Here is a 26781-nt window from a genome sequence, read left to right on the forward strand (position 1 = left end):
AACTAGGGCTTCACCAGGATCTTCACCTGCTCGCTCTCGGGGCCGAGCAGTTGTTCGAACCCACCGTCGACAATCTCGTCGAGTTCGATCCGATCGGTGATGAGCGGATCGGGATCGAGACGACCGTCTTCAAGCATGTCGATGACCATACCGAACTCCTCGCCGGAGCGAGGCCCACCCTGGTACGCGATCGAGCCGACGATCGAGCGCTCGGGTATGACGAGGTCGTTCGGATTGGTTTCCAGCGCTTCCTCGAAGATACTCACTTCCGCCACGCGCCCGCCCGGTCGAGTGCTATTGATCGCCTGGTTATACGTCGCCTCGACACCGCCGACATCGAACGCGATGTCGACACCCTCGCCAGTTTCCGCTCGAACGACCTCGAGGGCGTCTTCCTCCATCGGATCGATCAACACGTCTGCCCCACACGCCTCGGCGCGCGCCCGTCGCTCGTCACGGGGTTCCGAGACGATGATCGGTCCGGCGCCGGCCGCCCGAAGCGCCTGGATCTGACAGAGCCCGATCGGTCCGGCCCCGAACACGGCGACCGAATCGCCGGCCGAGATGTCGGCGACTCTGGCCGCGTGCAGCGCAACCGTCAACGGTTCGACGAGAGCGCCGTATTCGACCGGGATGTCACCGAGGGGAATTGCCTGTTCGGCGTCGACGACGACGTTCTCGGCGAACCCGCCGTTTGCCGCCAGTCCGGAAAATCCGAGCGATTCACACCGGTGGTACTCACCGGCCTCACAACGGGGACAGGTCCCACAGTAGATGATCGGATTGGCTGTAACGGCGTCCCCGTTCGAGAAGTCAGTGACGTCAGCGCCAACCTCGGAGACAATCCCACTGAACTCGTGGCCCATCGTGAGCGGTGCCTGGACACCCGAGACAGGATGCGGGGCGTCTCCCGGAATAAAGATCGGCCCGGCTGTATATTCATGGAGGTCCGACCCGCAGATGCCACACGCTTCGATGTCGATCCGGACTTGCTCGGGACCGACCGAGTCCGGTTCAATATCTTCGACACGGATGTCTTCCTGACCGTAATATCTGGCTGCGTCCATACAAGCCAGCCTAACACGCAGATAGGGATAATCGGTCGACCAGTTCCCACTCGGCGATAACCCAGTCGCATCTTAAAAACAATCCCAGATCAGGGCCGAAACCCAGTTCCGCAGCGCCTCAACCGTCGGGGCGATCTGAGTCAAACATGAACGCAGAATCGTCCAACGACTGTCCCAAACGCCGAAATAACCGAAACACAGCGACCGCCCCTATCCACGATACCGACGAGATCCGGCCGGCGGGCTAGTTCCCTCAGAAGTCGGCCACGTCCTCGATGGCGTCGGTCAGTTCTTTGATACTCTCGAGATCGTGTTCGCCCATGTGCCCGATCCGGAAGGTTTTCTCGCCGAGTTGCGAGCCGTAGCCGTTCGAGAACACCATGTCGTACTCTTCGGAGACTTCCTCGATGGTCCCGGAGACGTCGATGCCCTGGGTGTTCTCGATACAGGAGACCGTCTGGGAGCGATAGCCTTCCTCGGCGAAGAGGTCAAAGTGCTCGCGCGCCCAGTCGTGAACGTACTCGGTCATCTCGCGGTGGCGCTGGTCGCGCTCGTGGTGACCTTCCTCGAGCATGTGTTTCATCTGCTTGCGGTAGGCCAGCATGATCGGAATCGAGGGTGTCGAGTGGGTCTGGCCTTTCCGGTCGTAGTAGTCCAGACAGCGCTGGAAGCCACCGTACCAGGAGGCTGAGTCCTTACCGACCTCGCGCTCGTAGGCCTCGCTACTGACGACACAGACGGCCAGGCCGGGCGGCATCGCGAAGGCCTTCTGGGTGGACGTGAAGATGACGTCGATGTTGTGCTCGTCGATGTCGACGAAATCGCCACCGAGCGCGCTCACGGCGTCGACGACGAAGTACGTATCCTCGTATTCGGCAACCACGTCGCCGATCTCCTCGATCGGATTCCGGACGCCAGTCGAGGACTCGTTCATCACGCTGGCGACGACGTCGTACTCGTTGTCACTCGCCTCGATGGCTTCCCGGACGTCCTCGGGTTTGATTGCCTCGCCCCAGTCGTATTCGAGCCGATCGACGTCCTTGCCCAGGCGCTCGGCGACGTTGGCGTGGCGCTCGCTGAAACTCCCGCAGGTCGGCACGAGGATCTTCTCGTCGACGAGGTTCAGCGTCGAGGCCTCCCAGAATTCGGTGCCAGACCCCGTCAGAATGATGACCTCGTTGTCGGTGTCGAGGAACTCCTTGGTGTCCTCGACGATCGTGGTGTAAAGGTCGGTCATCCGGTCCATCCGGTGGCCGAACATGGGCTGGGCCATCTCCTCGATCACGTCCTCACGGACCTCCGTGGGGCCGGGGATGTACAGGGTCTTCTCGGGGTAGTCGTCCGTATATTCGCGTTTCTCGGTCACGGAACTCACCTTGGTATGGTGACAGTCTCTGTCAGAGGCTATGGGAGTTTTGATACGACGGCGAAACGGCGACGGGGGTATGAGGATCTACTCACGGGAACAAGGCCGACATGATAATCAAAATATAAGTGAGTTGAGTATTCTGTCACCAAGTATGACATGAACCGGCGATATCTCATAGCGATTCCCTACCCTAGAGACGAGTATTATCAGAGTCAGGATATATGTATCCGTCCACCCACTATGCGAGTTTATACGTCCCCATCTCCAATCCACGGTATCCTGTCAGATGTGACGACATACCACGCTAAAATAGGACTAATAACGAGGGGGAGTCCAGTATTCAGCGCAATAATCATTCTGGGAGCGGAAAATGGTTCGAGATACACTCCTCTCACCATTGACGATAGTAATCCTAGGAGCGGAAGGAATCCTAGTGAAGTAACAACGATTCGCCAGATATTGAACGCCGAAATTTCGTACGTTTTCTCCAGAGACATGGTTATCTATATGCAGCAAGTGAATCATTCATTGAAACATCCAGACAAAAATCCATCGAGAATGATCTGTCTCAACATCAAATGATCCAGTGCCACCCGATACCCGACCCTACCCAAATTTGCCGTAACTCGGAGTTATACCAGTCCAGAGGTATATGCGTATGAAACATGAGCGAGCACGAGCAATCGTACTTCGGGACGCGGTGTTTACACGCCGGGCAGTCACCCGACCCCGAGACCGGCGCGGTCGCGCCGCCGATCCACCAGACGACCTCCTATGCCTTCGAGGACGCCGATCGCGCGGCCGATCTCTACGCCTTAGAGGCCGAGGGCAACATCTACAGCCGCTTCGATAATCCGACCGTCCGGACGCTCGAACGCCGCCTCGCCTCTCTGGAAGGCGGCGTCGACGCCGTCGCGACCGCCTCGGGGATGGCCGCCCTGGACGCGACGACGACCGTGCTGGCGAGCGCGGGCGACAATATCGTCTCTGCGTCGTCGATCTACGGCGGGACCCACTCCTATCTGACGACGACCGCCCGACAGCGCGGTATCGAAGCCCGCTTCGTCGACACGCTGGATTACGACGCCTACGCCGAGGCGATCAACGACGAGACTGCCTACGTCCACCTCGAAACGATCGGGAACCCATCGTTGATCACGCCGGATATCGAGCGCGTCGCCGAGGTTGCCCACGACCACGGCGCACCACTCGTCGTCGACAACACCTTCGCGACGCCCTATCTCTGTAACCCGATCGAGCACGGCGTCGACGTGGTCTGGGAATCGACGACGAAGTGGATCCACGGGTCGGGCACCACGGTCGGCGGCGTCGTCGTCGATAGCGGCGCCTTCCCCTGGGACGAGTACGGCGAGCAGTACCCCGCACTGGGTGCCAATGCGGCGGAACTCGACGACGATAGCTACGTCGATCGGTTCGGCGAGCGGGCCTTCGCCGTCGCAACCCGCCAGCGCGCCGTCCGGAACGTCGGCGACGGCCAGAAGCCCTTCGACGCCTGGACGACCCTGCAAGGGGCCGAAACCCTGGCCGTCCGGATGGAACGTCACTGCGAGAATGCCATGACCGTCGCCGAGTTCCTGGCCGACCATCCTAAGGTTGAGTGGGTCTCCTACCCCGGCCTGGAAAGTCACGAGACCCACGCCAACGCCAGTGAGTATCTGGAGGGAGGGTACGGCGGCATGGTGACTTTCGGCCTCTCGGGTGGCTACGAGGCGGGCCAGCGACTCTGTGAGGAGACCGACCTCGCGCAGTTCCTCGCAAACGTCGGCGACGCCAAGACACTGGTCATCCACCCAGCCTCGACGACGCACGCGAAACTGACTCCCGAAGAACAACGCGCAAGCGGCGTCGCGCCGGACATGGTCCGGTTGTCGGTCGGGATCGAAGACGCCAGAGACATCATTGCGGACCTACAAACGGGAATAGAGACAGCGACATGACGGTCACCGCCGAACGCGAGACGGTCTCAGTGGGTGAGTTCGAGTTCGAATGCGGAGAGACTATTCCCGATCTCGAAATCGCCTACGAGGCGTACGGCGAATTCGAGGGCGACAACGCGGTGCTGGTCTGTCACGCCCTGACCGGCTCCGCCCACGTCGCCGCCCACCCTGACGCAGACGACTCAACCAGCGGGCAGGCCCGCGCCTGGTGGGACGACATCGTCGGCCCAGGCAAGGCCATCGACACCACCGAGTACTACGTCGTCTGTGCGAACGTCCCCGGGTCCTGTTATGGCACGACCGGACCGGCGAGTACGAATCCCGAGACCGGCGACCCCTACGGGACCGACTTCCCACCCGTGACTGTCGGCGACTGGACGGACGCCCAGCGGGCACTCTTGGACGAACTCGGCATCCCCCATCTCCACGCCGTCGTCGGCGGCAGTGTCGGCGGGATGAACGTCCTCGAGTGGGCCAAACGCCACCCCGATCACGTCGACCGGATCGTCTCTATTGCCACGTCGGCCCGGTTGGACGCCCAGAGCCTGGCCCTCCACGGGATCAAGCGCCGGGCGATTACGAGCGATCCGGCCTGGGACGGCGGGCAGTATTACGACGACGAACACCAGGAACCGAACGACGGAATGGCGCTGGCTCGCCAGATCGGCCACGTCATGTACCTCTCGAAGCCCTCAATGGACCGGAAGTTCGGCCGCCGGTCGGCCGGTCGCGAGGCCCACCGGACGTTCCCCGAAGAGCCCGCAGCCGCGTTTTTCCCCTACCGGGACGTCGAATCCTACCTGGATTACCAGGCCGAGAAGTTCGTCGGGCGCTTCGATCCGAACGCGTTCCTGGCGATGACGCGGGCGACCGAGAATTTCGACCTCGCCGCTGGATTCGAGTCGGACGCCGACGCGCTGGCAGCCTTCGACGGCCAGGCGCTGGTCATGTCCTTCACCTCGGACTGGCACTTCACCGTCGCTCAATCCGAATCCCTCGCCGACTCGCTCCGAGAGACAGACACCCCCGTTGCCCACCACGTGATCGACTCAGATCACGGTCACGACGCCTTCCTCGTCGAACCCGAAAACGTCGGCCCGCCGCTGGGTGACTTCCTGACTGACGGGGTCGACGGATCGGCCGTCACCGACACAGCCGAAACGGACGAAGACGTGCCCGAAAGCGACTTCGCGCCGGTCCACACGAGCCTCTTCTCGCCGTGAGGAACCGCTAGATTGTGGACATAACGCCCAACGTCGCAGCCGCGAGAATCACCTCGAAGGTGAACGTCCCGAGCGCCGAGAGCAGCGCGAACCGCCGGAGGCGCATCCCGGCCAGGCCCGCCGGAACAGTCGCCAGCCCGCGGACGAACAGAAGCGTATTCGAGATCGGGACTGCCAGGGGCCCCCACTGACCGAACCAGTCTTCGAAGCGGGCCAAGCGATCCTCACCGATGTGGAACCAGCGGGCGTTCAGCACGTATTCCCGGCCGCCGTACTTCGCCAGCCCAAACAACAGACACTGCCCGATCGTCGCCCCGAGCACCGAGACGAGAATGATCGTCAGGTATCCGAGCGGCGAGTCGGCAAGCAAGAGGACCGCCGCCGGGACCAAACTCTCGCTGGGCGCGAAGTACAGGACCTGGCCGCCCTCGATGACAAACAAAATGAACAGTGCAACCAGCCCGTAGTCCCGGAGTAAACCCCTCGCCAGCCCGGTCGTCTGGGTGGGTAACGCGAAGAAGTCGAATTCGAGAACGAACAACACGACCAGGGCAGCCCCGACAGTCCCAATCACGATCGCTGCGGCGACTCTGATCGAGATGGATCGTCGAATCGACGCCGGCGTCACTCCGTCTGATCGACTGTACAGCACCCCAGCGAGCGCACCCAAAAGAACCAGCAAGCCAGTGGCGAGCACGACTGGACCGAGGACACCCCGTAGTGAGACTGGGACCACCGGCTGTCCCGCTGTCTCGATCAACGTCCTCCCTCCCTGCCATGCCGTCGATTTCGTCTCATCGTGACTGATTGCAGTCTCGAATCAAGATTCGAACGAGGCGTAATATGCCTTTCCGGTCGAAGAGAGACATCTACGACCGCAAGGAAGACTGAAGGCCCGAAAATGGGCCACCGTTTGGTGATACCAGGAATGTATGTGAATGAATCCGTCGAAATCCGGTATCGTCTTGCATTCGGGGCCAGAATGGTGACCAATGGAAATTCTCGTCTTCGGTGCCGGAAGCCTGGGCAGCCTGATCGGAGGGCTGCTGGCTCGCGATCACGACGTGACACTTGTCGGACGTGACCCACACCTCGAGGCCATCCAGGAATCGGGGCTGACGATTGGCGGTGAAATCGAGCAAACCGTTCGGCCACATGGCACAACCACGCTCCCAACCGACACGGAACTGGCGATCGTGACCGTCAAAGCTTACGATACGGCGACGGCCGCCGACGCGCTTGCCGACTGTGATTGTGCGGCTGTGTTGTCTCTGCAGAACGGTATCAGAAACGAAACAATGCTTGCGGAGACGCTCGATACCACTATTCTCGCAGGGACGGCGACCTACGGCGCAATTGCCGACGAACCTGGGCACGTGACGTGTACTGGCGTCGGTGAAGTAGTACTCGGTAACCCGGATGGCAGACCCAGTGACGTCGCCGACCGAGTCGGTGCAGCATTCAGGGCGGCTGATATCGAGACGACTGTCGTATCGGACATGCCACGCCGGCTCTGGGAGAAGCTCGCTGTCAACGCGGGCATCAACGCGACGACGGCACTGGCCAGGGTCCAAAACGATGCTCTTGCAGACGGGGCTGCAAGAGAGGTGGCCCGCCGGGCCACTCGTGAGGCCGCTCGCGTCGCACGCGCGAACGATGTCGCTCTGGCCGACGAGGACACACTCTCCGCGCTGGAAGGGGTCATCGACGCCACAGCAGATAACGAGTCCTCAATGTACCGCGACTTACAGACCGAACACCGAACAGAAATCGACGCGATCAACGGGATCGTGGCCGATAGCGACATCGAAACACCAGTCAACGAGACGCTGGCGGCGCTGATTCGAACGTGGGAACGCGAGCGAAACGTCCGTAGTTAGAAGGGAGCGCTGGGGCCTTCGTCGTTGTCGCTCTCGATACTGCCACCGCGGGAGTCGCCGGGACTGGTCGACTCATCCATCCCACCCATGCCACCGCCACCCATGCCGGCGTCAGCGTGGACCGTATCGATTTCCGGGATCTCCTTGGTCATACGGGACTTGATCGCCTGGATGGTCATCGGCGAGATACCACAGCCACTGCAGGCGCCGCCCAGAGCGATTGTCACTTCACCCGATTCCTTGTCGAGCTCCTGGATCGCCGCCGAGCCGCCGTGCATTTGGATCTGCGGGAAGTTGCGACGCAGGAAGTTGGTGATGCGCTGTTCGAGGTTGGTGTCTGCTTCCTGGGAATCTGTACTCATTGGTGAATCCAAGTAGGCAACAGACGGGTTTAGGCTTTTGGTATCCGACAATACGCCGGCATCACGAGTCAAGCTCGAACACGGACTGCAGCTGGGTATCCAGTTCCGATTTGTACGCCACCAGCACGGATTCGAGGCGGTCTCGGTCCTGATCGACGAGGCGATCGGCAGCGTCATCCGGGAGTTCGATGCGAAACTCACCGTCACCAGCGTAGAACGGCTCGCTCTCGGCGAGGATCTGCTGATCGATCGCGTGGATTAACTCGGAATCGTGCCGACCACTCATGACCTCGAAGGCCTGCTTGTAGGCCTGCTGGAGTTCCGTAAAGTAGTGTTCGTACTTGTCTTCGAAGCGATCGGGATCGAAGGCAGTCATAAAGCATGCTTCCGGATGGGTGTCCAAAAGGGCACTGTCGTCGGCAGGTTACTCCTGATCGTCGGCCGCAATCGGAATCCGAGATCGGTTTTCCGGAAACGAGAGCACGAACAGGGCCACACCAACGATACCTGTAAAGACAACCCCAGCGATTACAACGAGGGCGTCCGCCGACGTCAGAAGGTCACCGGCCTCAACGGTACCGTTCGCCAACAAGATCAACTCTAAGACGAGCAACGTCAACATGACACCGAAGGCAAAGCCCGCCGCCAGTAACAACCGCTCCTTGTCTCCGACGCCGCCAGTAGTGTCTGCCATCATCCCGCAGTAAGACCCCTCAACCCAAATAACCACCTGTCAAAGGCACCGGGAATGCAGTCCGCCGCAATTCCATATATCGAGATGTGATTTATTGGGCAGCTCAACGTCATCCTCTTACTGAGATCTCTCGGGAGTCACGCGATCTGCTCGGCGATAACGGCGTCTAGCCGGTCGAGAAAGGCCTGGCGCTCGTCCGTGGGAATCGTCGCCCCGGCAGCGACGTCGTGACCGCCCCCATCACCACCGACGGCCCGACTTGCTTCCCCAATGGCATCGGACAGGTCCAGTCCCTGCCTGACGAGCCCAGGAGTCCCCCGAGCAGACACTTTGCGTTCGGTATCGGATTTCTCGGCGAACGCGACGATCGGTCGGTCGCGCTGGACTCCAGGCGTACCGAATGCCATCCCGGCGACGATCCCCACGATCGTCTCTCGGATCGCGTCACCAGCGTCGAACCACTGTATGTTGGATTCCAGCGTGACGCCCTGCTCTCGGACCCATTCGAGCCCGTCTGAGAGATTGCGTCGGTGGTTGGCAAGCAACCGACGAGCCCGGGCGAGGGCTTGCCCACGGTCACCAAGACAGACAGCGAGTCCAACGTCTGCACGCTCATACCGGGCTGTCGCGTTCAAAAGCGTCGAAAACTCGCTTGCATCACGGAGCTCCGTGCCTGGTTCCTCCTCGGTGAGCGAATATGTTGTTCCTACGAGGGAATCAATCGCATCCGCCGAGACACCTCGTTCGACACCGCGCTTCAGTAGCGCGCTGACGACTGATTGACGTTCGTCCATCGAGAGGTCGACCCACCGTCGCCACTCGTCGTCGGCCTTCAATTGGATGCCTACCGACTCTAAAAACTCGATTGCACCCGCTTGGTCGCCTGTAACCCCGGGTATGCGTGGCCGATCTGCATATTCGAGCAGTTTCGGAAGCGGGCGTGTCTGAATCCCGTACAGCGCCAGGTCGGTGCGTTCTTCGAGAACGCCCGCAGCCACTCCGTCTTCGACAATTGCTCGGTTTGCCCCGATGAGTTCGCCACCACTGGCTTGCATGTCACCCACTGCCCCCACGACCGCCAGCCCAGCGAGGTCTCGATTATCTGTTCCGTCCTCCATCGCGCGCGCAAGTAGGTAACACGCCCCAGCCCCGGAGAGTTCGGACGCGCCGTCGATCCCCTCCAAGAGCGGGTTTAGATGGTAGCGCGTCTCGGCATCGGCCGGCTGGTGGTGATCGACGATTACTGGCTCAAAGTCACCGCGAGCCTCGTGTTCGACGATCGTGTCGAGCTGTCCGCTCCCGAAGTCCGTGAACAGCACCGTCTGTTCCTCGCGGAGCGCTATCGAGGCGATCTCGTCGTCGTCGAGCTGGTTTTTGAAGACGACATTGGTCGGGATTTTAGCCCGTTCGAGGGCGCTTGCGGCGATTGCAGCACTCGTCAGCCCGTCGGCATCGATGTGAGAAGCCAACAGGACAGACTCAGCCTGGCGTAGCCGGTCGGCACACGAGCGAGCTCGATCGGCCAGTTCGGGGACAGGACCCATCGGACGCACTTGGTTCGGGCCGCGATAAAAACGTCAGGGTCGAACGGATAAACCACATAATGCTATAGCAAACTATCGTCGATCAATACGGAACGATACCCTGCCACCCGAGAGGAACCAAATGGGAAGCGAGATCAGGAGTCGCTCTCGATCTCATCGAGGCGTGTGACGCTATCGTCGAAGGAGCCAACGCTGATGCCGGAATAGACGGCAGCAACGAGCCCGATCGCGACTGGCAGCCAGTAGACACTCAGTCGGTAGAGGACTACCGTTGCGCCGGCAACGGCGGGATCGACGTTCGCCGTGACGACGATCAGGCCGGCGATGGCGAACTCGACGCCGCCGAGTCCGCCAGGCAGCGGAACGAGTGTCGCGACACCGCCAACAGAGACGACAAACAGGACGAGACCGAACGGAATCGGTCGACCGACGGCGATTGCACTCGTATACAGCGGGACCGCGAACAGCGTCCAGCCGACGAACGCGAGCAAAAACGCGATCAGCAGTGACCGCCGATCCCCACGAACGGTGTCGACCGTTTCGAAGTAGCGATCGACACTCGCCGAAAGCGGTTCGGGGGCGAGTCGACGCTCCACTCCAGTACTGAGTCGGCCGAACGTCCCACGAAAGATGTGGGCGACCCCGAGGACGAGGAATTTGAGGACGTGCTGGCGATAGACAAGGAGCACACCTACTGAGAGCAGTGCGACGGTGGCGAGGACGACGAGGACGAGCGCAGTCCCGACCAAGCGAGATCCAGGGACCGTCACCGCCACATATCCCACGCCGATCGTCACGAGGACGAGCGTAGAGACCAATCCCAGAAAGTCACCAATGGTGACGACCGCTAGACTCCGGTTAAAACCGGTCCTCGCCTGCCGGTCGAACGCGTAAGCTATGATCGGAACGCCACCGGCGTTTCCCATCGGAAAATCTGTTTAGCGAACATGCCGGCCGCATACGCGAGAAAGGCGCGAGCCTGTGTGAGATAGCCGCCCGAACCGACCAGGATTCGACGCATCGACTCGGCCCAGGGCCATCGCCAGCACGACCGCGAGGAAGCCGGCCCCGAGCGGAGCTGGATCGACAGTCTGCAGTCGACGGACGATGGCCCCCGCATCGAAGACGGCGAAAAATCCACCGAGCACGATAACAGACAAGACGAACGACGCGACGTACCGTCCGCTGAGAAAGCGACTCCGGGGCATACTGTGACGGATATTTTGCCCGAACGACAATAATTGCGGGGCAGCGTATCGGCCGCGACAGTCCTGTAGCCACAATCGGCCAACAGGCCGATCAGCGACGCTCGATACGATCGGCGACCGTCCGAGCGAGTGTTTCGAAATCCGCAGTGTCTGGAACGACCACGTTCTCGAGGCCATAATCGCGGGCCGTCTCGCGGGTCGGTTCTCCGATAGTACCCACGACGGCGTTCGAGAGGCCATCGAGTGCAGCCGAGCGCCGATCGCGTTCCTCGGCACTCTCGAAGAAGTGTTCGACGGTCAGCGAGGAGGTGAACAGTGCGCCGTCGAGGCCACCTCGTGCCGCCAGCGTGGCGGAATCACCTGCACCTTCCGGGCGAACGAGTCGGTACAACACCGTCTCGTGGACGAATGCGCCACGCTCCCACAACCCGTCCGGAAGGACGTCGCTGCCGTGGTCACTCCGGGCGACTTCGATCCGCTTGCCGGCAGCGCGGTCGGCCAACGCGTCGACGAGCCCTGCCGAGGAAAACTCCGTCGGGACGAGATCTACCGGAATCCCGGCTGCCTCCAGAGCCGTCGCCGTCGGGTCACCGATCGCCGCTACTGTCGTGTCGCCGGGCTCCCATTGGCCGGCGATCAATTCCGCCCCAGTCTTGCTCGTGAAAATGACGACGTCGGCATCGTCCCGGGGGAGTTCCCCGGTCGGATCGACAGCAAGCAACGGATCTGCAACTGGATCGACGCCAAGCGATTCGAGATGCTCGACCGCGTCTTGCATTCGATCATCATCGGGCCGGAAGACGGCCACTCGCGGCCGATCGCCACCGTCGTCAGTGGTCACTCGTATCCCTCCAGCCACGCGAGGACGTCCTCACGAACGCCGGCCACCTCGCCGATGACCGTCACCGCCGGCGGCTCGATACCGACGGACTCGCAGGCTTCAACGATCGTCTCAAGGGTCCCAGTGGCGACTTGCTGGTCAGTCCAACTCGCCCGTTCGACCAGGGCAACAGGCGTCTCCGGGTCCATGCCCGCCTCAACGAGCGTTGCGGTGTACTCGGGGAGTCTGGTCACGCCCATCAGAACGACGATCGTCCCGCCGGTGTCGGCGAGACACTCCCAGTCAATTGCAGACTCTCCCTTAGTAGGATCTTCGTGGCCAGTGACGATCGTGACACTGGACGCAAACTCGCGATGGGTGAGGGGGATTCCCGCCACCGCTGGGCCACCAGTCGCCGAGGTGACGCCCGGAACGACCTCGAAGGGGACATCGTGGTCAGCGAGATGAGTCATCTCCTCACCCCCACGGGCGAAGACCGTCGGATCGCCACCCTTGAGTCGGACAACCGTTTTCCCCTCCTGGGCCTGCTCGACCAGCCGGCGGTTGATCTCTGCCTGGGGCGTCCGGTCGCCGTGTGCACGTTTGCCGACATCGACGCGGGAATCAGCGGGGACGAGTTCGATGATCTCCTTGCCTGGCAGTCGATCGTGCATCACCAGATCGGCTTCCTCGAGCAACCGGCGGGCTTTGACTGTCAATAGTTCCGGATCACCGGGGCCGCTGCCAACGAGATAGACCGTTCCTGTCGTCGCTTCAGTCATGTCTCCTCCTGTGTCGCCTCCCGTGCGCGCTCGATCAACTCCTGGGCCCCACGATCGGCCAGATCCAGCGCCATCTCGCGGGCTGCTTCGGCGTGTCGCGTTGCGGGTAGTTCCCGTCGGTCAGCTACCTCCTCGGTACCGTCCCCGGAGAGGACGCGGACGGTCGTCGTGACGACGCGGCCCTGCAGGACCGCACGGACGCCGATCGGTGCGACACAGCCGCCGCCAAGCGTCTCCAAAATCGTCCGCTCGACGGTCGTTTCGACGCGTGACGGTGGGTGATCGATCGAACTTCGAACGTGCTCGATGACGTCCGCCTCGTTGGCGACGACAGCGAGAGCGCCCTGGCCCGGCGCCGGCACGAACTCACGGAGCGGCAGTCGCTGGAATTCGAGATGATGCAATAATCCGAGGCGGTCGAGCCCCGCCTCCGCGAGGACAATCGCATCGTAGGTCGTCTCGATCTCGCGTTCGAGGGCTTGTCGTTCGATCTCGGCGAGGCCGTTGAACCACGCTTCGGCCGACTGCTCGTAGGCGTCCTCGCTATCATCGGCCGCCGTCTCGTCTGTCTCCTCGGTCGACTCTTCAGCGGCAAGTCGGTCGGCATGTGCGGCCTGCAGCGACGGCGCCAGGAGCTTCTCGACGCGCGTATCGACGTTCCCACGGAGTGGCTGGACATCGAGATCGGGACGAGCAGCCAGCAACTGGGCTTCTCGGCGAAGGCTGGATGTGCCGACCGTCGCGCCCGACTCGAGGTCCTCGAGAGCGGCCCCGTCAGAAGTCACCAAGACGTCACCGGCGGGTGCGCGCTCGGGGACCGCCGCGACGACGAGATCGGCGCGTTCCTCTGTCGGGACATCCTTCAAGGAGTGGACGGCGAGATCGGCCTCGCCATCGAGCACTCGCTCGTCGAGGCTGTGGACGAACGCACCCGTCTTCCCCAGCCGATGGATGAGTTCATCGCGAATGCGGTCGCCAGTGGTTTCGACCTCCAGCAGTTCGATATCCTGCCGGCGACTGGCCAGGGCCTCGCGTACCGAACTCGTCTGCCGGGTCGCCAGATCCGACCCACGTGTCGCCACCTGGAGTGTCGTAGAACGATCGCTCATTACCGAGACCATCTTCGGCCGAGCGGGATAACCCCACCGCTCGACCGTCGGTGGAACCGCAGCCCAAATCCACGCCTCGCGGATAGAGCGCCCAAAAGCGGATCAATACGGTTCGTCTTTCAACCCGAGCACGTACGCGATCGCGTTCGTCGAGAGGTGCAACAGCGGCGTCACGACGATCACGACGGCGATCACGGGAAGCGTGAACGTGTCGGCGAACCAGTCGGGTGCCGCGATCGCCGCCGCGAGGAGCGCGACGACGACGAAGTCCAACTGGTCGAGGCCCGGCACCGGCGCGCCGCGTTCGCGGTCGAGGCGGCGCTTGATGAACGACGCAGCGATGTCGCCCAGCATCGCCCCCAGTGCGAGCGCGACCCCGGCCGCCATCGGAAACCCAGGCACCGTCACGCCCAGGGCATCGCTCACGGTCGGCTCGAGCGCGTCGAGCGCGAGCGCCAGTGCGGTGCCCGCGATTGTTCCGACGGCTGTCCCACGCCAGGTCTTGCCGTCACCGAGGACACGCCGCCCACCCCAGGTTCGGCCGCCGTCGATGGGCCGGCCGCCACCGGCGAGGACCGCGGCGTTGTTCGGGACATAGGCCGGCAACATCGCCCAGACGGCGACGACCACGACAGACACCCAGGACATACTGACCCGAGATACGAACGCCGGCCCTTAAGTGCTGATCGTTCAGTGCCACGTGACTGCCTCCGAATGGATTAAGGGAGATGGCACCGCCGGACGTGGTATGACCAGCCAGGACGGGCTCGATCGCCAGGGAGTCGTCGAAAAACTATCGGGCTGGAAAGTCGTCCTCGCCGGGGCAGGGGTCGTCGCCGTCGCTGCCTGGCTCCCCTGGGCGCAGATCGAGTCGATCGGAACGGTGACTGGCATCGACGGCGACGGCTTCCTGACACTCATGCTCTCGACCGCTGTCGCCGGCCTGCTGGTGACACGAGACTGGAGAGCCATCGAACAGGCGGCCATCGCTGTGATCGGCCTGCTCATACTCGCACTCGTCTGGAAGTTCCTGACGGACCCGACGACACCCATTCTGGCGAGCGGCGACCCCAGGGCGGCCGGCAAACCACTGACACCCACCTACGGGCTCTACCTCACGGTCGTCGGTGGCGGCGCGATCGTTCTGGGGAGCCTCTGGGCGGCAGTGAGTCGAGAGTAACGCTCGAACCGCCCCCAACTATAAACGTTGCTGTGGAGAAGTGCCGCCGATGGCAGGACAACAACCACAACAACCACAACAACCGCAACAACCACAACAACCACAACAACCAGTGCAGTCACAGACAGGACGATTCAATCGGAGTGAGCAGATCGCGCTCGGGAGTGCAACCGTCGCGGCGCTCGGCGCGTTCCTCCCCTGGGTTACCGTGTCAATCCTGGGACGAAGCGCGACGGTATCGGGCATCGACGGCGACGGCGTGTTTACACTGGTCATGACTGTCGCCGCTGGCATTCTGGTCCTCGTCCGGAGCTGGGACCGAATCAACAAAATCGCTATCACCGGGTTAGGCGTGTTAACAGCCGGGTTCGCCGTGATGTATATCGTCGATCCGGCGTTCGGCTTCGAAGGAAGTGGCCCGATGGCCGAAGCCGCCCAGGAAGCATTGAGTCCGGGGATGGGCCTGTACGTGACGCTGCTGGGCGGTGTCGGACTGGTCGTCGCCGGTGTGCTGGACCGGCTGCAAGGGAACACTGCAACGCAAGGCCAACAACAGTACCAGCAACCACCCCAGCATTGAACCGTTCCAACCCGTACATTCGGGTATGAGCGTCGCCGGGCTATGTACAGTCTGTGGAAACCAGGGTGCCGAGTACACCTGCGATCGGTGTGGCTCGCTCGTCTGTGACCGACATTACGAGCCCTCGGTCGGCTTCTGTGTCGAGTGTGCCGGTGAGGTGAGTGGTGGTCGCAACCAGGACACCCAGCCGGACGGAACGGACACCTATCAGTTCTAGCGGGACTCGTTCAATCGCTGCTTGAGTCGCTTTGCTGCCTCGCCAGCGGCACGATAGTAGGCAGCAGGATCAGCCGCACCCGGCCCGCCCGCGTCTTCGCCGGCGAAGATGATCCCGCGCGAGGAGTTGACCAGCCCGACGCGGGTGGCCAGGCCCGGTCGATCGGCCAAGCCGTGTTCGACGGCAGCCTCGGCGTCCCCACCCTGGGCACCGACGCCGGGCACGAGAAACGGCAGGTTGGGCACCTGCTCGCGGATCGCTTCGAGTTCCTCGGGGGCCGTCGCGCCGACGACGAGGCCGACGTTGCCGTTTCGATTCCAGAGGTCCGCGAGTGCGGCGACCCGTTCGTACAGGGCGTCGCCGCCGTCGAGTTCGAGATCCTGGAGATCCGCCCCGCCCTGGTTTGAGGTTCGACAGAGGACGAACACGCCCCGATCCTCGCGAGAGAGGAACGGCTCCAGGGAATCCCGGCCGAGGTAGGGGTTGACAGTTATCGCGTCGGCGTCCAGTCTGTCAGGGTCCAGAGCCGTGGCGTACTGACGTGCCGTGTTGCCGATGTCGGCGCGTTTGGCGTCCAGCAGGACGGGGACGTCTTTCCCGTGGGCGTAAGCGATCGTCTCTTCGAGTGCGCGAAAGCCGTCGGGATCCTCGTAGAACGCGGCGTTGGGCTTGTAGGCGGCGGCGTGCTCGTGCGTCGCGTCGATGAGCCGGCGGTTGAAAGCCCACCGCGGGAGTTCACGATCGGCGAGATGGTCGGGGAGGCGATCGAGATCGGGATCGAGACCGACCGAAACGACGCTGTCGACCGCGTCGATCCGGGCGGCCAGTCGCTCGAAGAAGTCCATGCGGAGGGAAACCGGCCCAGTCGACACAAGTATTTCTATCGCCCACGCGGGCGGAGCGAACGGGAAGACTCAATTACGCAGGTCGGATTAGACCCACCTGATGACACTCGCGGCGGTGGTGTTCGATCTTGACGAAACGCTCGCTGTGACGACCCGCGACCGCCAGCGGTTGCTCGCGGACACGGCGACTGCGGCCGGACTTGACCCAATCGAGTACGGCACGTACGAACGCGCCCACCGGGAATCCGTGACGGGCGACACTCGCGCACGAATCTTCGAGACACTCATCGACGACGAATCGATCGATCCCCACACCGTCGCCGAAACCTACCGGGGCGTCGTCAACGAGCACTTAGAACCGGTCGAGGGAGCCGAAGAGTTGCTCGGTCGCCTCACCAACGGAGCCGGTTACCGCGTTGGCGTCCTGACCGACGGCCCCGAACGCGCCCAGCGCTCGAAAATCGACAAACTTGGCTGGCATGACCTCCTGGACGCGACCGTCGTGACCGGGCGCATGGAGACGCGCAAACCCGACCCGGTCGCCTTCGAGGCGGTGCTTGCGGCCCTGTCCGTCGACCCTGAGGAAGCCGTCTATGTCGGTGACAAGCCGGACGCCGACGTCGAAGGAGCACTCGACGCCGGTATGGGAGCTATCCAAGTGCTCTATCCGGGCGGCCCTGACCCACATCCGCGTGCGGACGCCCATATCGAGCGGGAGAATCTCGGCGAGGACTTGCTTGAGGTTGTCGAATCACTGTAGAGAATTCCTGCGATTCTCACGTCAACCGATCAGCAACTGCCACCAGGAGATCGACTGCTGACTTCGTCGCCGCCGCCGAGTCGACGACGACCACGGCTGCGTCGTCCGTCTTCCGGGCTTCGAGAGCGGTAGTTTCGGCGGCGGATCGAACAGCGGCCACGTCCTGTCGAAACCGAATCTCAACACCCATTTCACGGGGGACTATCTCGGCCAGTGACTCCCCGTCGAGGGTGATCGTCGTCGCGTCATCCCCCACGGTCCCGATTGACAGGCGTTCGAGACCGGCCGCTCCGCGACCGTCGATCTCCGCACGGAGGACGGCAGCGATCCGCTCGCCGTCGGTGATGTGGTCCTTAACCATCTCAGAGCCCCTCGATCGCTTGCCTGGCAACCTCACCGACATCGATACCCTGACGGCGGGCGTAGAGTACAGCCGCGGCTTCCAGCGTGATCGCGAGGTCCGACTGGAGGCCGTTGATGGCCGCGACCGCTTCCTGTTTGTCGATACCCTCGGCGACGAGTGCGTCTAGGACACGCTCGAAGGTCGAGCGCTCCCGGAGAATGGACTCGTCGGGGACGAAATCCGCCGGAACCGCCACCGAAGCGTGGTCGAACGCGAGGTCGAGGGTCTCTTCTTCGACCGTGAGCAGGCCTTCGCTGGCGGCGACGTCGATGAGTCGCTTTGCCTGCTCGGGCGAAAACCAGTCCCGGTCTAAGGAGAGATCGACGACAAAATCACTACGGGGGAGACGGTCCGTCCCCGCCTGAACGAACGGGGCAGCGACGGCTGTCCGAAGGCTCATTACGCGGAGGTGGGCCGCTCACGCTTCTAAACCTGACGATCGCGGCCCCGATTCGAGGGGTTGAAGTACGCCCTCGCACTTGCTTTCGGTATGAAATTCCAGGGACGCTCGACACGCAAGCGCACCGGCGGTCGACGCCGACACGCACGCAACAAACGCAAGCACGAACTCGGCGACGAACCGACGGAAACCGAGGTCGGCGACCGGAAAGTCAAAATCGTCGAGGCCCGCGGCGGCACCGAGAAGGTCCGAACAGTCGCGACTGACGTCGCCAGCGTGGCAACCGACGACGGCACTATCAGCGCCGAGATCGAGACCGTCGTCGAGAATCCTGCTAACCCCAACTACGTCCGGCGGAACATCATCACGAAGGGCGCGGTCATCGAGACCAGTGAGGGCGAAGCCCGCGTGACCTCCCGACCCGGCCAGGACGGTCAGGTCAACGCCGAACTGCTCGAATAACGGCGCTCGTTTTTGCAGTCCAGCTGTCGGGGTGGCCGTCCGTGCCGAAGATCGTTTTTAGAATCGGTCGGAGCAACATTACCCACACGAGGCACGTTCGACAGGGTCACTCACTTGAGGAACGTATCGACGGCGTTGCCGACCCGTTCTGCGGCCGATTCGATTCCCATGTGCCCGACGCCGTCGAACGCCCTGACCCGCCCAGCAGAGAGTCGATCCTCCAGAGTGAACAGTGCGTCCCGAAGGTGTTCCGGGCCATATTCTCCTGTCAGGAGCACTGTCGGTACGTCGATGGCAGGCTTGGCGGGCAGGCGATACTCCTCGACGGCTCGACTCTCCCGAACGACGGTGTCGACGCGGTCGACCGGTGCCTCCTCGGGCCACCACGGAAGCGCGGTCGCGTCGGGAACGCCGCCGGCCTCCTCGATGAACAGCCGGAGCGCCTCCCTGTGTTCGCCCGCCCCAAGGCGGTCTTCCAGCCGGTCGGCCAAGTTGTCGTCCCGGTGATCACCGACCAAGACAGCTGGTTCGTAGAGAACGAGCTCACGGACCTCGATATCCGGCATCGCGGCCAGCGCGAGGAGTCCGCCAAAGGAGTGACCGAAGACGGTGGGCGTCCCCTCGATCTGCGTGAGAATGGCCTGCAAGTCCTCGACCTCGCGGGCGAGACTGTAGCTCGGCCCGTCGCCGCTATCGCCACGGCCACGGCGGTCGGGAACGACAAGTGTGTACTCACCGGCCAGGTGCTCCGCCAGCGGGCCGAAGCTGTGACGGTCGGCACTGGACCCGTGCAGGCAGATGATCGGCGGGCCGTCTCCGTGTCGTTCGTACGCGATTGGCGTCCCGTCTGCTGACGTAACTGTCTGCATAGTGGATGCCGACATCGGGGGGCCGGACGGCTATCGCTGACCCTCAGTCGTCCGGCCCTTCAAATGGGGACGGGTATCACGACCCGATTGGAGACTTCGATCGGCAAGGGACGCTTCGATCAGTGCCGAGTGTCCCCGGCGGAGACGCTCTGAAAGTGACGAAGCGCTAATATCGAGTGCCGTGGCTACCTCTGCCAGTGATGTATTCCGGGGCACGTCGAAGTGACCCATCTCTGCGGCTGTGAGCAACGCCTCGCGCTGACAGTCGGTTACCGGATCGTCGCGGGGTTCGTCGGGTGTCGGCTCCAGCTTTCGGAGGTCGAACGCGCCATTATGCCGCCAGAAGGCTCGAAACTCCGCAACCGTCGCCCGGTCGGCAAACCGGCCTGACTGAACCCAGCCGGTCGGTGTCACGCGGTTGTGTTCGATGATCGAATCCGTGTCAGCGAGCGCCTTGAGTCCAGCGACGTCAAAGTCCGCGGGATACTGGTCGTCCATGCTCCTGGCCGGCAGAACCTTGTATCGCGGCGTTTCGCCGGACTGGTCTACGGACGTGTACCCGGCGACGAACGAAACTGCATCGAAGGCCGCTTCGACGGCTACGACTGGCCCGTCAGCCACCGTGACAACGAAGGGCGTGTACTCGTCCTGGCTGGGGACCAATCGGACAGACAGGGTCGCTGTTGGCACCCGATCGGCGACGGTAACAAACGGCAGATGCTCACAGGTGAGCTCATAGACCGCACGAACGGCCATGGGTCAGCCAGGAATCGGTGATGCAAATACGTGTTGCAACGGCTCCGAGACGACAGAAGCCGTGACTGGCCGCCGGCTGGACCGACCTATGCGGATCGCTCTCAATCAATTCCGTCGAATGCGACTGATCGCTCTCAATCAATTCCGCATCGACCGCCTGCATACTGGCGGCCGTCGCAAGATGCCGTGAACCCAATCTGTCTCACGACGGCCGTGGCGCGGCCTTCTGTAAGGCGCTCTCGGCGAGGTTGCTGCCGTAGTCGGCCGTCCGAGACAGCGAGTCGACGACCAGACCGAGGCGCTGGGCGCGCTGGGGATCGTCGAACTCGCGAATGAGGTTGTCGACCTCGCGGGCCTTCCGATCGACCTCGGTGATACGAGCCCGGGCCTCGGTAGCGAGTTCGGTCGCCGTATCCGAATCCCTAGCCAGCAGCGCGTCCATTGCCGTTTCCGGGACCGAGGCCGCGATCTCCTGCAGTTCCCTCAGCGCCTGGGCCTCTTCATCCGGGATATCACCGACCTCGCTGGCAATGGTGGCGATCTTGGTCGCGTGGTCGGCAATGCGTTCCAGTTGCCGGGCGGCCGACTGGTAATCGAAAACAGTCTCTCGCGGGAAGCCGATCTCGCTTGCCGTCGTCGGGTCCCGGAGGACCGTCCGAAACACCCGGGAGACCATGTACCAGAGGCGGTCGACATCATCGTCGCGTTCCCTGACGTCGTCGGCGAGGTCGGCGTCGTTTTCGACGAGGGCTGTGATGGCGTCCTCGGACATCGTCAGGGACACCAGCCGCATCCGGGTGATGGCATTGTGGACCGACAGCTCCGAGGAATCGAGGAGATCCTGGAGGACGACCCGTTCACCCGTTTCCTCGATGACTTCCAGCCCGACGAGCCCCTGCGTAGCGTCCCGGATAAGTCGCCGCTGGGCGGCCGTGATCCGCGGGGCGTCCAGTTCGATGATGTCGAACCCGCTGACGTACATCGTCATCACTGCCCGAGTCAGTTCAGCCTCGTCCGTCAACCCGCCAACGTCCAGCGTGCCACGCGTCCGTTCCTCGTCGTCACGCGGCGAGAGCAACAGGAAGTCTTCCTCGGGATGAAACTCGACGATACTGCCCGCACTCACGTCGTTGTCTGTCGCCCAATGCTTCGGTAATGACACCGTATACGTGGAGCCGCCTGTAACCTGGACCTTGCGGGTCTCCATATACTACTAGGTGGGAAAGGAGGTACATAAACTATGCTGTACCTATATATTTCCCACTACAGACCACTATATATCAGTATGTTCGTCGTCACCGACCACTGACCGGACACCTGTGTCAGAGCGGTGGTCGGGCACTGGTTGCGGCGTCAAACTGATCGTATGGCCTGGTCGGGTATCGAAACCGTTCGCCGGCTGACCGAGTCCTGGTCCCGTCAATCGAGCCGAACGGCCAGTCGAAAGCAACTGATGGCCCGTTCAAGATGGTTCCGTGCCTGCAGGCGCCGGATGGTAGTTCTGCACTCGTGATGGGTTTCCTCGGCGCTCTAGCCCGTCAGTGACTCCGTGCTATATATCACTATATAGAAGTAATAGCGATCATAGTAGCATACTTATCCGTCTCATGGTCTCCTTTCAACAATGGCACGTGAAACCACGTGTACGGTTTCTCGACGGGAATTCCTCCTCGGAGCAGGTGCCGGGGGGGCCGTTGCACTCTCGGGCTGTGTGGAGAACGTCCGCTCAGATCCGGACAGCGGTGGCGGCCAGGTCATCGTCAAAGGGTCGAGTACGGTCTACCTGATCTCGGACCTGATGGCCCAGGAGTTCATGGCTCCAGACGACGTCAACATCAACGTGACCGTCGACTCCACAGGGACCGGCGGCGGGTTCAAGAACTTCTTCTGTAAGGACGATTCGGACGTCAACGGTGCCTCGCGGCCGATTACCGACGAGGAACGGACGTCCTGTGGCGAAAGTAACGTCGAGCCAGTCGAGTTCCAGGTCGGCCGGGACGCCCTGACCGTCGCCGTCAACAACGAGGCCGAGTGGGTCGACTGCCTGACCTACGAGGAACTCTCCCGGATCTGGCGTGACGAGAGAGTCGAGCGATGGTCGGACGTCCGTGAGGAGTGGCCCGACGAACCGATCAAGCTGTTCGGGCCCGCACCAACCTCGGGGACGTACGACTGGTTCAACAACAACGTCATCGGCGAGGACTACGACCACACGTCCGAGCACGAACAGACCGAGAAGGACAACATCATCATCCAGGGCATCGAGAACGATCCCTACGCGATGGGCTATTTCGGCTACGCCTATTACAGCGAGAACCGCGACCGTGTAAAGGCCGTCCCGGTCGACGATGGCTCGGGGAAAGGCTGTGTCGAACCGACCCTGGAGAACGCTCAGGCCGGTTCCTACCCGATGACACGGCCGCTTTTCATCTACGTCAACCGGCAGTCACTGGCTCGCGATCCGGTCTTTGAGTTCATCTCCTTTTATCTCGAAGAAGCGGCGACCGGCCTCGTGAGTGAAGTCGGCTACGTGCCAGTCGACGAGGCGACCAGGGACGACAACCTCGCGAAACTCATGCTCGAACGACCATGATGGCCGAGCGTGATGTGGACCTGATCGGCCGCCGAAAGGGAGGAATGACCCGATGAGCACGGACACGACCGGAACCGACGCCGCGACGGCGATCACCGACTCGCCCGGCGGGGCCAAGCGCGAGCGACTCTACCGCTATCTCCTGTTCGCCAGCGCGTCGGTGTCGATCCTCGTCACCCTTGGCATCGTGTTCGTGCTCGTGACCGGTGCCCTGGAGTTTTTCGGACAGTACAACCCGCTCGATTTCTTCCTCGGGACCGAGTGGAACATCGATCAGCACAAACTCGGCGTGTTGCCGGCACTCAGCGGGACGATCCTCGTGACGGTGCTGTCGGCGATGGTGGCCATCCCGATCGGACTCGCCGCGGCAACGTACCTCTCGGAGTACGCCAGTCCACGAGCCCGGTCGATTCTCAAGCCCGCCCTGGAAATCCTGGCCGGGATCCCGACGGTCGTCTACGGCTACTTCGCGCTGGTGTACGTCACGCCGTTCCTGGCGGCCTTCGGCCTGCCGGTCGGCACGTTCAACGTCCTCAGCGCCTCGATCATGGTCGGGATCATGATCATCCCGATGGTCTCGAGCCTGAGCGAGGACGCGATGAGCGCCGTCCCGGACTCGTTGCGGCAGGCGGGGTACGGTATGGGCGCGACGAAATACGAGGTCTCGACGGGCGTCGTCATTCCCGCGGCGATCTCGGGCATCTTCTCGTCGTTCATCCTGGCCCTGTCGCGTGCCATCGGCGAAACCATGATCGTCGCGGTCGCGATGGGTCAGAGTCCACAACTGCTACAGTTCGCCGAACCGCTCGCGAACCTCTTCGAATCGAACCAGCCGATGACGTCCGCGATGATCACACTCGTCCAGGCCGAGAACGCCGCCGGCGTCATCTACCAGAGCATGTTCGCCATCGGCCTGACGCTGTTCGTCGTCACGTTCGCGATGAATCTCGTGAGCAACTGGATCGCCGCACGCTACCGGGAGGAATACGAATGATGGACTGTCGAAATACGAGCCGGGAGGTGAGCGCCTGATGCCAACCGGCGAGGCCGAGTGGCACGGGGCCGAGAGCGAGGTCAGCCAGACCCGCGGTCGGGTCTTCGAGGCGCTGTGTCTGAGTGCCACCTCGATCGCGCTGGTGTCGGTACTCGTCCTGTTGCTGTACGTCGCCAACGACGCGTTCAAACCGCTGTCGGCTGATCCGGGCTGGCACCTGGTCATCCTCGTGACGCTGGTCCTCCCGGCAGTGGGGCTGGCGCTCTACTACTACCGCATCGACGAGCCGGCGGGCGAAGTCGCCTACACTGTCACGGGTCTCCCCATCGTGGGCTTTTTGCTCGCGGGTGGACTCGGCGTCGTCTTCGCCGAACTGCTCGCGATCGACGAATACTTCGCCCTCGTTATCGGCGTCGCCGCGGTCGTCGCATTGCTTTTCGCCCATACCAGACTTCGACCGACGGCACCCCTCGAACGTGTGGTACTCGCACCGCTCCTTTCGATCGTCGTCGTGTTCGGGACGCCGCCGGCCGCGATCGCCCAGTTTATAGGCCCCGACGACTGGCAACTCGTCGTCGATCCGGCGGTGACCGTTCCCGGTCTGGGCTGGCACCTTGACCTCGGTGGCTTTGCACTCACCGTCCCGGGACTGCCGTATCGGATCGTAAGCCTCCCGGAACTGGTGCTCAAATCCCCGGTACTTCCGCTGCCGTCGCTCCAGCTCCTGGCGGCCCTGACGCTCCCGATCGCCGGCCTGGCCGGCTGGTTCGTCGGTCGTCGCCACGAGAGCCGCCAGGACGGCTTGCTCGCGACGGGGCTGATTCTCGTCGGTGGCGCGGCCACGCTCGCCCTTGAACCCGCGACGGGGGTTGCGGCGACGACCTGGCTCGTCGTCTACACGACGACGGTCGTTCCCCTCGCGGTGTACGTCGAGGGCGTCTACCGGCGCGGACAGCTCGCCGGGTTGGCGTTCCCGGTCGTCCTCGTCGCCGGCGGGTTGGCCGGGGCGGTTCTCACGCGAGCACTCGGTCTGGCCGGCCCCGACGTCTGGCTCGACTGGGGGTACCTGACGAGCGCACCCAACAGTGATCCCGCCCTGGCCGGCATCTACCCGGCCTTAGTCGGCTCCATCATGCTGTTGATCGTCGTCGTGATGATGACGTTCCCGATCGGCGTCGGCGCGGCCATCTACTTAGAGGAGTACGCGCCCTCAAGCGGCCTGGTCGGGAAGTTCGTCACGCTGATCGAGATCAACATCTCGAACCTGGCGGGCGTCCCATCTGTCGTCTACGGGCTGCTGGGCCTGGCGGTGTTCATCCGGTGGGCCCAGATACCCAACGGCTCGATCATCGTCGGCGGCCTGACGGTCGGATTGCTCATCCTGCCGATCGTCATCATCGCCGCCCAGGAGGCCATCGAGGCCGTCCCCGACTCGCTTCGGCAGGCTTCATACGGCATGGGATCGACCCGCTGGCAAACGGTCCGCAACATCGTCCTGCCGGAGGCGATGCCTGGCATCCTGACGGGGACGATCCTGGCGCTGGGCCGGGCAATCGGCGAGACTGCCCCGCTCCTTCTCGTCGGGATCGCCGCTTCGGTACGCCTGGCCCCCAACAGCTTCTTCGATCTGGGGAGTGCGATGCCACGCCAGATATTCACCTGGGCGTTCGAGCCGCAAGCCGAGTTCCGCTACGGCGTGCTCGCCGCCGGCGTCGTGACGCTGCTGGTGGTCTTGCTCGTGATGAACGCGACCGCGATCGTGTTGCGAAACAAATTCGAACGGACGAATACATGACACAGGACAACGTGACCGACGACCGAACCGACCGCTCGACGATCGTCAGCCCCGAGGACGCGGGCAACGAATCGGAGACGCCCGATCCGTCCGGCGAAAGCTCACTCAGTCGGTCGATCGCGGCCGAGGGCCGAGACGGCGAACGCGTCGGAACCGCCCAGACGGTCCTCGAAGCGCGGGACCTCAACGTCTACTACGACGACGTCCAGGCGATCGACGACGTCTCGCTTGCAATCCCCGAGAACCGCGTCACGGCACTGATCGGTCCGTCGGGTTGTGGGAAGTCGACCTTCCTTCGGTCGATCAACCGCATGAACGACCTGATCGACGCTGCCCGGATCGAAGGCGAGTTGCTGTTCCGCGGAAAAAACGTCTACGACGACGACGTCGATCCCGTCGCGCTCCGCCGGAAGGTCGGCATGGTGTTTCAGCATCCCAATCCCTTTCCCAAGTCGATCTACGACAACGTCGCCTACGGGCTGCGTATCCAGGACGACACCGAGAACCTCGACGAACGTGTCGAAACAGCACTGAAGCGCGCCGCACTGTGGGACGAGGTGAAAGACCAACTCGACGAATCCGCACTGGACCTCTCGGGCGGGCAACAACAGCGCCTGTGCATCGCCCGGGCGATCGCGGTCGATCCCGAAGTGATCCTGATGGACGAACCGGCATCAGCCCTTGACCCCATCGCCACCTCGAAGATCGAGGATCTCATCGAGGAACTCGCCGAGGAGTACACCGTCGTCATCGTTACCCACAACATGCAACAGGCAGCCCGGATCTCTGATCGGACGGCCGTCTTCCTCACCGGTGGGGAACTCGTCGAGTACGACGACACTGAGACCATCTTCGAGAATCCCGAGAGTCAACGCGTCGAAGATTACATCACTGGCAAGTTCGGATAACGC

The 26781-nt window shown here is 62.7% G+C and carries 30 protein-coding genes; 12 read left to right on the forward strand and 18 right to left on the reverse strand.

Annotation, left to right across the window (positions count from 1 at the left end; translation table 11 throughout):
* Positions 1-2: 2 nt before the first annotated feature.
* Positions 3-1067 carry a 2,3-butanediol dehydrogenase gene (locus tag HZR20_RS01995; protein WP_181684925.1) on the reverse strand — a complete coding sequence of 355 codons (1065 nt, stop codon included), beginning with the start codon at positions 1065-1067 and terminating at the stop codon, positions 3-5.
* 253 nt (positions 1068-1320) lie between these two features.
* A complete protein-coding gene (locus HZR20_RS02000) occupies positions 1321-2433 on the reverse strand; it encodes a pyridoxal-phosphate-dependent aminotransferase family protein (RefSeq protein ID WP_181684926.1) in 1113 nt (370 codons plus the stop codon).
* Positions 2434-3101: 668 nt separating this feature from the next.
* Here HZR20_RS02000 and HZR20_RS02005 point away from each other — a divergent pair.
* Positions 3102-4394 carry an O-acetylhomoserine aminocarboxypropyltransferase/cysteine synthase family protein gene (locus HZR20_RS02005; RefSeq protein WP_181684927.1) on the forward strand — a complete coding sequence of 431 codons (1293 nt, stop codon included), beginning with the start codon at positions 3102-3104 and terminating at the stop codon, positions 4392-4394.
* Positions 4391-5617, forward strand: a complete 1227-nt coding sequence (gene metX, locus HZR20_RS02010; protein ID WP_181684928.1) for a homoserine O-acetyltransferase MetX — start codon at positions 4391-4393, stop codon at positions 5615-5617. The genes HZR20_RS02005 and metX overlap by 4 nt, the downstream gene beginning before the upstream one ends.
* Positions 5618-5624: 7 nt before the next feature.
* On the opposite strand, the gene HZR20_RS02015 is transcribed toward metX, so the two are convergent.
* Positions 5625-6377, reverse strand: coding sequence for a DedA family protein (locus tag HZR20_RS02015; protein WP_258560311.1), 753 nt, complete (start codon positions 6375-6377; stop codon positions 5625-5627).
* Positions 6378-6609: 232 nt separating this feature from the next.
* Here HZR20_RS02015 and HZR20_RS02020 point away from each other — a divergent pair, with 232 nt between their 5' ends.
* Positions 6610-7497, forward strand: coding sequence for a ketopantoate reductase family protein (locus HZR20_RS02020; protein WP_181684929.1), 888 nt, complete (start codon positions 6610-6612; stop codon positions 7495-7497).
* Here the strand turns inward: HZR20_RS02020 and HZR20_RS02025 are convergent.
* The 9 genes from HZR20_RS02025 to HZR20_RS02065 form a co-directional block, all read right to left on the reverse strand.
* A complete protein-coding gene (locus HZR20_RS02025) occupies positions 7494-7859 on the reverse strand; it encodes a NifU family protein (RefSeq protein ID WP_181684930.1) in 366 nt (121 codons plus the stop codon). The two genes, HZR20_RS02020 and HZR20_RS02025, sit on opposite strands and share 4 nt — an antisense overlap.
* A gap of 61 nt (positions 7860-7920) precedes the next feature.
* On the reverse strand, positions 7921-8235 hold the full coding sequence (locus tag HZR20_RS02030) for a DUF5783 family protein (RefSeq protein ID WP_181684931.1): 315 nt from the start codon (positions 8233-8235) through the stop codon (positions 7921-7923).
* A gap of 48 nt (positions 8236-8283) precedes the next feature.
* Positions 8284-8553 (reverse strand): hypothetical protein, encoded by a 270-nt coding sequence (locus HZR20_RS02035; RefSeq protein WP_258560312.1) that lies wholly within the window; start codon positions 8551-8553, stop codon positions 8284-8286.
* 137 nt (positions 8554-8690) lie between these two features.
* Entirely contained in the window at positions 8691-10097 is a 1407-nt protein-coding gene (locus HZR20_RS02040) for a single-stranded-DNA-specific exonuclease RecJ (RefSeq protein ID WP_181684933.1), read from the reverse strand.
* Positions 10098-10231: 134 nt separating this feature from the next.
* Positions 10232-11023 carry a lysylphosphatidylglycerol synthase transmembrane domain-containing protein gene (locus tag HZR20_RS02045; protein ID WP_181684934.1) on the reverse strand — a complete coding sequence of 264 codons (792 nt, stop codon included), beginning with the start codon at positions 11021-11023 and terminating at the stop codon, positions 10232-10234.
* Between the two features lie 373 nt (positions 11024-11396).
* Positions 11397-12146 (reverse strand): uroporphyrinogen-III synthase, encoded by a 750-nt coding sequence (locus HZR20_RS02050; protein WP_309484877.1) that lies wholly within the window; start codon positions 12144-12146, stop codon positions 11397-11399.
* A complete protein-coding gene (gene cobA / locus HZR20_RS02055; RefSeq protein WP_181684935.1) occupies positions 12143-12907 on the reverse strand; it encodes a uroporphyrinogen-III C-methyltransferase in 765 nt (254 codons plus the stop codon). The genes HZR20_RS02050 and cobA overlap by 4 nt, the downstream gene beginning before the upstream one ends.
* A complete protein-coding gene (gene hemC, locus HZR20_RS02060; protein WP_181684936.1) occupies positions 12904-14016 on the reverse strand; it encodes a hydroxymethylbilane synthase in 1113 nt (370 codons plus the stop codon). Before hemC ends, cobA begins: the two co-directional genes overlap by 4 nt.
* Positions 14017-14118: 102 nt before the next feature.
* Positions 14119-14664: a CDP-2,3-bis-(O-geranylgeranyl)-sn-glycerol synthase gene (locus tag HZR20_RS02065; RefSeq protein ID WP_181684937.1), complete on the reverse strand. Its 546-nt coding sequence runs from the start codon at positions 14662-14664 to the stop codon at positions 14119-14121.
* A gap of 100 nt (positions 14665-14764) precedes the next feature.
* Here HZR20_RS02065 and HZR20_RS02070 point away from each other — a divergent pair, with 100 nt between their 5' ends.
* The 3 genes from HZR20_RS02070 to HZR20_RS02080 are packed head-to-tail and all read left to right on the forward strand — an operon-like array spanning position 14765 to position 15993.
* Complete coding sequence (locus tag HZR20_RS02070) at positions 14765-15196, forward strand: hypothetical protein (RefSeq protein ID WP_181684938.1); 432 nt, start codon at positions 14765-14767, stop codon at positions 15194-15196.
* 49 nt (positions 15197-15245) lie between these two features.
* Positions 15246-15776, forward strand: coding sequence for a hypothetical protein (locus HZR20_RS02075; RefSeq protein WP_181684939.1), 531 nt, complete (start codon positions 15246-15248; stop codon positions 15774-15776).
* A 25-nt stretch (positions 15777-15801) separates the two neighbouring features.
* Positions 15802-15993, forward strand: coding sequence for a zinc finger HIT domain-containing protein (locus HZR20_RS02080; RefSeq protein ID WP_181684940.1), 192 nt, complete (start codon positions 15802-15804; stop codon positions 15991-15993).
* Here HZR20_RS02080 and pyrF read toward each other — a convergent pair.
* Positions 15990-16838, reverse strand: coding sequence for an orotidine-5'-phosphate decarboxylase (gene pyrF / locus HZR20_RS02085; RefSeq protein ID WP_181684941.1), 849 nt, complete (start codon positions 16836-16838; stop codon positions 15990-15992). The two genes, HZR20_RS02080 and pyrF, sit on opposite strands and share 4 nt — an antisense overlap.
* Positions 16839-16938: 100 nt before the next feature.
* Here pyrF and HZR20_RS02090 point away from each other — a divergent pair, with 100 nt between their 5' ends.
* The gene (locus HZR20_RS02090) at positions 16939-17598 is read left to right on the forward strand and encodes an HAD family hydrolase (protein ID WP_181684942.1); all 660 of its coding nucleotides are present in this window, start codon (positions 16939-16941) and stop codon (positions 17596-17598) included.
* A gap of 16 nt (positions 17599-17614) precedes the next feature.
* Here HZR20_RS02090 and HZR20_RS02095 read toward each other — a convergent pair whose 3' ends face one another.
* Both HZR20_RS02095 and HZR20_RS02100 read right to left on the reverse strand, forming a co-directional pair.
* On the reverse strand, positions 17615-17959 hold the full coding sequence (locus HZR20_RS02095) for a hypothetical protein (RefSeq protein ID WP_181684943.1): 345 nt from the start codon (positions 17957-17959) through the stop codon (positions 17615-17617).
* 1 nt (position 17960) lies between these two features.
* Complete coding sequence (locus HZR20_RS02100; RefSeq protein ID WP_181684944.1) at positions 17961-18401, reverse strand: DUF2240 family protein; 441 nt, start codon at positions 18399-18401, stop codon at positions 17961-17963.
* A gap of 90 nt (positions 18402-18491) precedes the next feature.
* Here HZR20_RS02100 and HZR20_RS02105 point away from each other — a divergent pair, with 90 nt between their 5' ends.
* Positions 18492-18863 carry a 30S ribosomal protein S8e gene (locus HZR20_RS02105; RefSeq protein WP_181684945.1) on the forward strand — a complete coding sequence of 124 codons (372 nt, stop codon included), beginning with the start codon at positions 18492-18494 and terminating at the stop codon, positions 18861-18863.
* 110 nt (positions 18864-18973) lie between these two features.
* Here HZR20_RS02105 and HZR20_RS02110 read toward each other — a convergent pair whose 3' ends face one another.
* The 3 genes from HZR20_RS02110 to HZR20_RS02120 form a co-directional block, all read right to left on the reverse strand.
* Positions 18974-19732 carry an alpha/beta fold hydrolase gene (locus HZR20_RS02110; protein ID WP_181684946.1) on the reverse strand — a complete coding sequence of 253 codons (759 nt, stop codon included), beginning with the start codon at positions 19730-19732 and terminating at the stop codon, positions 18974-18976.
* Positions 19733-19762: 30 nt separating this feature from the next.
* Positions 19763-20488 (reverse strand): helix-turn-helix domain-containing protein, encoded by a 726-nt coding sequence (locus HZR20_RS02115; RefSeq protein ID WP_181684947.1) that lies wholly within the window; start codon positions 20486-20488, stop codon positions 19763-19765.
* Positions 20489-20690: 202 nt separating this feature from the next.
* A complete protein-coding gene (locus HZR20_RS02120) occupies positions 20691-21695 on the reverse strand; it encodes a phosphate signaling complex PhoU family protein (RefSeq protein ID WP_181684948.1) in 1005 nt (334 codons plus the stop codon).
* 417 nt (positions 21696-22112) lie between these two features.
* Here HZR20_RS02120 and HZR20_RS02125 point away from each other — a divergent pair, with 417 nt between their 5' ends.
* Genes HZR20_RS02125 through pstB form a run of 4 tightly spaced genes read left to right on the forward strand, consistent with a single transcriptional unit; the run spans position 22113 to position 26778 of the window.
* A complete protein-coding gene (locus tag HZR20_RS02125; protein ID WP_181684949.1) occupies positions 22113-23081 on the forward strand; it encodes a PstS family phosphate ABC transporter substrate-binding protein in 969 nt (322 codons plus the stop codon).
* A 52-nt stretch (positions 23082-23133) separates the two neighbouring features.
* On the forward strand, positions 23134-24075 hold the full coding sequence (gene pstC / locus HZR20_RS02130; protein WP_181684950.1) for a phosphate ABC transporter permease subunit PstC: 942 nt from the start codon (positions 23134-23136) through the stop codon (positions 24073-24075).
* A 37-nt stretch (positions 24076-24112) separates the two neighbouring features.
* Positions 24113-25870, forward strand: coding sequence for a phosphate ABC transporter permease PstA (gene pstA / locus HZR20_RS02135; protein WP_181684951.1), 1758 nt, complete (start codon positions 24113-24115; stop codon positions 25868-25870).
* Complete coding sequence (gene pstB, locus HZR20_RS02140) at positions 25867-26778, forward strand: phosphate ABC transporter ATP-binding protein PstB (protein ID WP_181684952.1); 912 nt, start codon at positions 25867-25869, stop codon at positions 26776-26778. The genes pstA and pstB overlap by 4 nt, the downstream gene beginning before the upstream one ends.
* Positions 26779-26781: the final 3 nt, after the last annotated feature.

It is taken from the genome of Halorhabdus salina, assembly GCF_013839425.1.
GTDB classification, from domain to species: Archaea; Halobacteriota; Halobacteria; order Halobacteriales; family Haloarculaceae; genus Halorhabdus; species Halorhabdus salina.